We start from the raw sequence: 7,001 nt of genomic DNA, 5'->3' as shown, positions 1-7,001 counted from the left end.
ATATTCCCCCCCATTGGGGTCGCGGCCCTCCCCCCCCCCGGGCCCCCCCCGCCGCCCGCGGGGGGGCCCGGGGGGGCGCCAGCCCCGCGCCCCCCGCGGCTCGAACCGATCTCGGCGAAGCTGGCAGCCCGGTGACCGCCTCCCTGCTGCTGCACCGCCTGCACGCCGCGGGAGTCGACGACGTCACGGCGGTGGAACCGGTCGAGGGCGGGCTCGCCGCGGTCGCCGGCATCGTCGTCCGGCGCGACGGCTCCCGGTTGTTCGTCAAGTCGTTCGCCGAGGTGCCCGCTGGCGACCTGTTCGCGGCCGAGGCGGAAGGCCTGCACGCCCTGCGCGACCGCGGCGGGCTCGTCACCCCCGAGGTCGTCCTCGCGACGCAGGACCTGCTGGTGCTGTCGGTCCTGCGGGAACGACCGGCGGAGGAGGCGTTCTGGGAACAGCTCGCCCACGCACTCGCCCGGCTGCACACCTCCACGGTGCACGACCGGTTCGGCTGGGAGCGCGACAACTGGCTCGGCCGCTACCGGCAGGTGAACACGTGGACCGCCGACGGGCACGAGTTCTTCGCGCGCAACCGCCTGCTGCGCTGGTTGCCGGAGCGGCGGGTCAGGGCGGCGCTGGACGAACGGGACCGGCGGGCCCTGGAACGGCTCTGCGCGCGGCTGCCCGACCTGCTGCCGGCGAACCCGGCCTGCCTGACCCACGGCGACCTGTGGGCGCAGAACGTCCTCGCCACCGCGGGCGGCGGGCCCGCGGTGATCGACCCGGCCGTCTCCTACACCTGGGCCGAGGTCGACCTGGCCCACCTGTGGTGCTCGCCGCACCCACCGGAGGCGGAGCGGTTCTTCTCCGTGTACGCGGAGCTGACCGGCCTGGACGCCGGCTGGCGCGCCCGGATGCCCCTGGTCCAGCTGCGCCAAAGCCTCGCCCTCATCGCCATGTTCGACCACGACTGGGGCGCGGCGGACCAGGTCCGCGCCATCCTCAGGCCGTTCCGGGCCGGGTGAACGTCGCCGGCGCGCGATCACCCGGCGTTCGCGCACCGCGTCAGGACCGGTCGAACTCGGGGATCAGCCCTCCGATCAGCCTGATGCTCGTCATCACCTCGTCGGCACCGATGGGGCCGATCTGCTGCAGGCACATCAACCGGTCGATGCCGAGGTCGGCGTAGGCCCGCAGCTTCCTGCGGCACGTGTCCGGGCTGCCGACGATCAGCGACTGCTGCGCCGACAGCACCTCGAACAGCTCGTCCTCAGGCACGTCCTCGCCCTGGATGATCCGGCCGATCACCAGCTGGGCGTCGGTGGGCGCGGCATCGGCCTCGGCCCGCAGGAACCGGCCGGTGAGGCCACCGCCACCGGCCGCGAGGATGTCCTGGTGGCGTTGCATGGTCGCCGCGAACTCGGCGGCGGCGTTGAAGAAGCGCAACGCCGTCACCGTGTACCAGGCCGCGGCCGCCGCTGCCCCGTTGCGCATGGCCTGCTCGTCGGTCTCGGCGCAGTGCACGAAGGTGAAGTAGGCGACCTGGTTGTTGACGAAGCTGCCGGCCGGCGAGGTGCACTCGGCCGCGGCGGCGCGGTAGAGGTCGATCATGCGAGCGACCCGGTCGAGGGACTCCCAGATCGTGGTGCCGAGCACGCCGACGCCGCGGCGGCCCGCCTCCTCGAAGGAGGTGGGGGAGGCGGCGGCCTGCCACAGCGGCGGGTGCGGGCTCTGCAGGGGCTTGGGGACGATCGAGACTTCCTGGATCTGGTAGTGCGCGCCGGTGTGGGAGAACCGGTCGGTCGTCCACATCCTCGGCACCATCCCGAACGCCTCGGCGGTCTGGGCGCGCGCGTCGGCGGGCTCGACACCGAACAGGTTCCACTCGGGGATGGTGGAGCGGGTCAGACCGAGTTCGACGCGGCCGCCGCTGAGGTGGTCGAGGGTGGCGGCGCGTTCGGCGACGCGGATCGGGTGGTTGAAGCGGCCGGGCGCGAGCACGGCGGCGTGGCCGAGGCGGATGCGGGAGGTCTGCTGCGACAGGGCGGCGAGCAGGAGCTCGGGCGCGGAGGACAGGCTGAACTCGCCGGCGCCGTGGTGCTCGACCTGCCACCAGCAGCCGTAGCCGAGCTCGTCGGCGAGACGGGCCTGGTCGAGGGCCTGGCGGAAGCGGAACTGCTCGGGGGCGGGGCCGGGGTTCTGGATCTCGTTGAACAGGTCGATTTTCATCGGCACACCCTCTGTTCGCGCGGACACCACCGCTGATGTCTGGGCGGGTGAGCAGGGTGTTACGCGGCAGCACGGATATTCCAGCCGCCGTTGCCGCTGAGGCGTCGGGTGGGAACCGCGCACCGCGATGCGCGGAGGAGGTGGCCGATGATCGGCTCGGCCAAGTAGCGTCGGCCCGTGCCAGAAGAGGGTGAGGTCGTCGCCGGGCGGTACCGGCTGGTGTCGTCCATCGGGCAGGGATCCATGGGGGTGGTCTGGCAGGCCCGCGACGAGCAACGCGACCGCGTGGTCGCGCTCAAACTGCTCAGCACCGACCGGCGGTCCCCGGAGGCGGTGGCGCAGATGCTGCGCGAGGGCCGGGTCGCGGGCCGCCTGCGGCACCCGCACGCGATCAGGGTGCACGAGGTCGTCGAGCACGACGGCAGGCCCTGCCTGGTGCTGGAGTACCTGCCCTCCCGCAGCCTCGCGGCGCTGATCGCCGAACGGGGTGCGCTGCCACCGGGCGTGGTCGCGGCCGTGGGCAGGCAGGTCGCCTCCGCGCTGGCGGCGGCGCACGCGGAGGGCATCGTGCACCGGGACGTCTCGACGTTCAACGTCCTGCTGGCCGAGGACGGCATCGCGAAGATCACCGACTTCGGCATCGCCCGCGCGGTCGGCGAGGGCACGGTGACCGACGCCCGCACGATCGTCGGCACGCCAGCCTTCCTCGCGCCGGAGGTGGCGGCGGGCGAGGCGGCGACGTTCGCCTCGGACGTGTTCTCCCTCGGCGCGACCCTCTACGCGGCACTGGAGGGCACACCGCCGTTCGGTGTGGACGACAACCCCTACGCGCTGCTGCAACGCGTGGTCCGGGGAGAGTTCGAGCCGCCGCGGCCGGATGGCCGGCTCGGCGAGGTGCTCCTGCGCCTGCTGCGCCGTGACGCGGCCCAGCGGCCGACGATGGCCGAGGCCCACAAACTGCTCGCGGCGGTCGCCGAGGGACTGCCGCTGCCCGCCGCGCCCCCGAAGAGCGGGACGCAGATGCTGCCCGCCCGCCGCCACCTGCCCCGCCGGGTGATCGCGATGGCCGCCGGTGGGGCCGTCCTGGTCGCCGCCGGTGTCGTGATCGGCGTCGTCGTGCAGGGCGACCGGCCCGGCAGCAGCGCCCAGAGCGAGCCCACCCCGGCGCCGACCACGGCCGCTTGTGCCGCCCGCTACGAGGTGACCAACTCGTGGCCGGGCGGCTACCAGGTCGAGGTGACCGTGGGCAACACCAGCTCAGGAGGCCTGACCGGCTGGACCATCACGTGGCAGCCGGCCGCGGGCCACACCATCGGCACCCTGTGGAACGGCACCCTGACCCAGAACGCGGGCTCGGTGACCGTCACCAACGCCGGCTACAACGCGGTGCTCGCCGCCGGGACAACCACCTCGTTCGGCTTCGTCGCCGCCGGTCCCGAACCCGAACGCCCGGCCGTGACCTGCTCCGCCGCCAACTGAAACGTCGGCTCAGCGCTCCACGCGCCACCAGTAGGGTTCCCCCATGCCGTTGACACCGGTGGACTTCGACCGACGTCTGGTTCCGGGTTCCCGGGCCATCCTGATGTCCGGGTCGGGCACGGTCAGCGAACCGCTGCGCGCCGACCTGCACCTGCCCTCCGGCGAGGTGGTCGCCTCCGGATGGCGCTGGGAGGGAATCGGGTTCACCGACATCGCTCCGCCCGGCCGCTATCCGGTGCTGCTCTACTCGCTGCTCCCCGAGGCCGGGGAGCCGGATCCGCTAGCGGTGAGACTGGTCGTCCGTGATGCGCCGGTCGCGTCGTGGAGCATGGCGCTGCTGCCCGGTCAAGACCCGGCGGAGCTGGGCGAGGACGGCTTCTTCGGGTTCGCCGTGGACGGCGCCGAGGGGAACCTGATCGACGCCAGGTACCTCCGGGAACTGCACGAGACAGGCACCTACCTCGAGTTCGTCGACACCGCCAAGATCGACCTGGACTTCGGCGGCGGGCTGGCCTCGTCGGAGGACGACGAGGGCCGCGAGACCGTGGGGTTCAAGATCGGAAGCGACGGCGTCTACCCGACCTGGATCGGTCGCACCGCGGACGGTGAGCTCGCCTGTTACCTGATCGAACTGCTGATGTTCGACAACCGGGACTGAGTCGTGCAGAGCACCACGATGTGGAAGCCCTGGTGTGCATCAGTCGCTGGCGATCACCGCGTCCTCCTCATCGGCACGTGGCACCGCTGAAGGTCGCGCCCCGCCAACACAGCGTCACTACGCCTGGCAGATGATCGGCGACGATGGGACGGTGCGGTTGCCGGATCTGTTTGCCGGAAGACCAGTCGGTGACCCGCTTACCAGCCACACCAGCGGTGGTGCCGGAGAGGCCCTAGTTCACCCGGACGAACTTGATGCGGCCGGTCGCGCCACGATCGTTCAGCTGGTGCAAGCCCGCGTCCGCGAAGACGGTGGACTTCTCCAGCTCCGTCCGAACGACCACGGGCTCCCACAGCTCACCGGCTGCTCTCCTCGCCTCGCGCACGGCCAAGGCGGCGAACTGGAACGCGTCGCGTCCGGTGGACTCCTCGCTCTCCACCGGGTTCGCGGCGAGGCACAGCATCGTGATCTCTGCCCAGGAATATCGTTTCGCGAGCGAGCCCTTGGCTGCTTCGACGACCAGGCCGGGGCCGGCGAGCACCGGCATCCCGGTCTTGTTCTTGCAGGCTTTGATGCCGTCCATGCGGGAGAGGAACTTCAGGATCTGGTCCGCGCGGTTGGTCAGCACCGGGACCAGGTTCTTCTCGCAAATCGCCGACAGCGAGCCGGAGAAGTCGACGTCGTTGCCCTGCTCCCGAACCTCGACGTTGTCGCTCTGCGAGCCGATGCCTCGGTTGGCCAGCAGGTCGCGCAGGTCGCGGCTGAAGTATTCGTCGTCCGGGTCGAAGACGATCGAGGCAGGCCGGCCGCCGAGCCAGGTCTTCATCTGGTCCGCCCACGCCTCGTTCCACGGTGAGGTGAGGAACATGTTGGGGTTGCGGTCGGTCATCTTGCCGCCGTACATGCTGGCGCCGATCACCGGAATCCCTCCGAGGTGGTCGCGGATCAGGTCACCGGTCTCCTTGCGGCTCTGCGAGATGCCGATCACGGCGGCCAGTTCCCCGCCCCGCGACCGCGGTCGGGCGGCGATTTTCTCCGCTACCCAGGCGCCCTGGGAGAACCTGTCGCCGCTGTTGGCCAGCAAGAGTTTGAGTGGCACCAGCTCGCCGTCGACTCTGGCTTTCTCGTTGTGCTCCCGCTGGGCGTTGACGGCGCCGCGCAGCTGCCAGATGGCGTTGGGAGGGGCGGTGCGTTCGGCGGTGTCCGGGCGGGTGAGCGGTGCGAAGAAGATCACCTCGCGGAAGTACCGCTGCTTCCCGTCGGCCGTTTCCATCGCGTCAACCGCCTCGTTGTTGAGGAAGACCTGGTCCTCCAGGGCGGTGAGACTCGGCACGCCCGGCGCGGCGGTACCAGGCTGGCCGAAGCTGCAGCCGCTCTCGATGATTCCGACGCGTTCCTCCGTCCCGTCCACGACCTTGGTGTCGGAGCACCCGCCCAGCACGACCTCGTGCGCGGCGAAAGCGGTGCCCGCAAGCACTAGTGACAGGGTGAGCACGAGCGGTGCCAGTGCCGACGCCCGGCCGGGGATCTGCGGCGTAACGTGCCCGTTGGTCGAGGAACCGGCCTCGTCCGGCAGGCGCAGCGCGATCCGCCGCCGCTCCTCGCGCTTCTCCACCACGGCCCGCAGTCTCGTCACGGCCTCGTCGATCTCCCACAGCGCCTCGTCGCCGATCGCGTTCTCGGACACTGCGGCGACCACCAACAGCGGCATGACCTTCGCCTGAGCGGTGAGGTCGGAGTAGAGGGTCACCAGACTGGCAGCGACCGGGTCCGTGGCGTCCAGCAGGAGTACCGGTGTCCACCGCCTGCGCCGGCGGCTCGGCAGGAATCTCCTGCGCTGTGTGAACAACGCGACGTCGTGCAGCAGCGCGTCGAACAGGACACGTCGTTGCAGCGTGGCAACGTCCGCCAGCCCGCTGCCCGGAAACAGGTACACGGCCTGGCCGAGGAAGTCGCCACCGCGACCGGTCGCCTTCTTCACGTGCTCGCCGAACCAGCGCAGCCCGCGCCGGTTGAGCCGCCTGCCGAAGAGCCAGCGGCTCGGGCCGCCGAACAGCACGGCCAGCACGATCCCGAGGACCTTGGTCGGCAGGTCGGCCTGGCTTAGCGTGCGGGTCCAGGTGAGGAGCTGGTTCCTCTTCTCCCACCGTGCGTAGAGCTGGTCGTGCAACGCTTCGCGCGTGGCTTCCGTGGTCGTCGTGGTGATCTCGTCGGCCGCGGTGAGGACATCCAGGATGAGCTGGAATCGCCTCGCCCGCCAGTTCTTCCCTGCGCCGCGCGGGATGGAGGCCTTCAGCTGCTTCGCGAGCTCGTCGAGCAGACCGACGTCCGGGGAATGCGCCGAGGCCCCGGCCACCGCCGCAGTCACCGCATCGGCGTGTGCGTGGGGCACCAGCGCGACTCCGTCGATGTCGCAGAGCCTCTCGCGGTAGCCATCCAGGAGCGTGCGGGCCTCGCTGCCATCCGCGCTGCTGATGGCGATGACCAGTGGCGGCAGTGAGGGTCTGTGCTCGACGACGTGGTCGACAAGCGAGAGCACTGACTGCACACCGTCTATCTTCCTGATCATCCACCGCACCCTTCGGAGCCGAACATCCTGGGTGAGTAGTCTCCGAACGGCTGTACGGTGTTACTGCGTTCAGAAGATTCGACG

The 7,001-nt window shown here is 70.8% G+C and carries 5 protein-coding genes; 3 read left to right on the top strand and 2 right to left on the bottom strand.

Annotated elements, in window-relative coordinates:
- Positions 1–131: 131 nt before the first annotated feature.
- Positions 132–1,007 carry a fructosamine kinase family protein gene (locus tag ACFWGZ_RS20405; protein ID WP_382453110.1) on the top strand — a complete coding sequence of 292 codons (876 nt, stop codon included), beginning with the start codon at positions 132–134 and terminating at the stop codon, positions 1,005–1,007.
- A gap of 40 nt (positions 1,008–1,047) precedes the next feature.
- Here ACFWGZ_RS20405 and ACFWGZ_RS20400 read toward each other — a convergent pair whose 3' ends face one another.
- The gene (locus tag ACFWGZ_RS20400) at positions 1,048–2,211 is read right to left on the bottom strand and encodes an LLM class flavin-dependent oxidoreductase (protein WP_382453109.1); all 1,164 of its coding nucleotides are present in this window, start codon (positions 2,209–2,211) and stop codon (positions 1,048–1,050) included.
- 177 nt (positions 2,212–2,388) lie between these two features.
- Between ACFWGZ_RS20400 and ACFWGZ_RS20395 the strand changes: the two genes are divergently transcribed.
- A complete protein-coding gene (locus ACFWGZ_RS20395; protein ID WP_382453108.1) occupies positions 2,389–3,690 on the top strand; it encodes a protein kinase in 1,302 nt (433 codons plus the stop codon).
- A gap of 43 nt (positions 3,691–3,733) precedes the next feature.
- On the top strand, positions 3,734–4,348 hold the full coding sequence (locus ACFWGZ_RS20390; RefSeq protein ID WP_382453107.1) for a DUF4241 domain-containing protein: 615 nt from the start codon (positions 3,734–3,736) through the stop codon (positions 4,346–4,348).
- Between the two features lie 232 nt (positions 4,349–4,580).
- Here the strand turns inward: ACFWGZ_RS20390 and ACFWGZ_RS20385 are convergent, their stop codons facing one another.
- Entirely contained in the window at positions 4,581–6,917 is a 2,337-nt protein-coding gene (locus tag ACFWGZ_RS20385) for an ABC transporter substrate-binding protein (protein ID WP_382453106.1), read from the bottom strand.
- Positions 6,918–7,001 lie beyond the last annotated feature (84 nt).

It is taken from the genome of Lentzea sp. NPDC060358, from assembly GCF_042725365.1.
In the GTDB taxonomy this organism is placed as follows: Bacteria; Actinomycetota; Actinomycetes; order Mycobacteriales; family Pseudonocardiaceae; genus Lentzea.
Note: the sequence above shows the minus strand (reverse complement) of the source record. Positions and strands in the feature narration are given on the sequence as shown.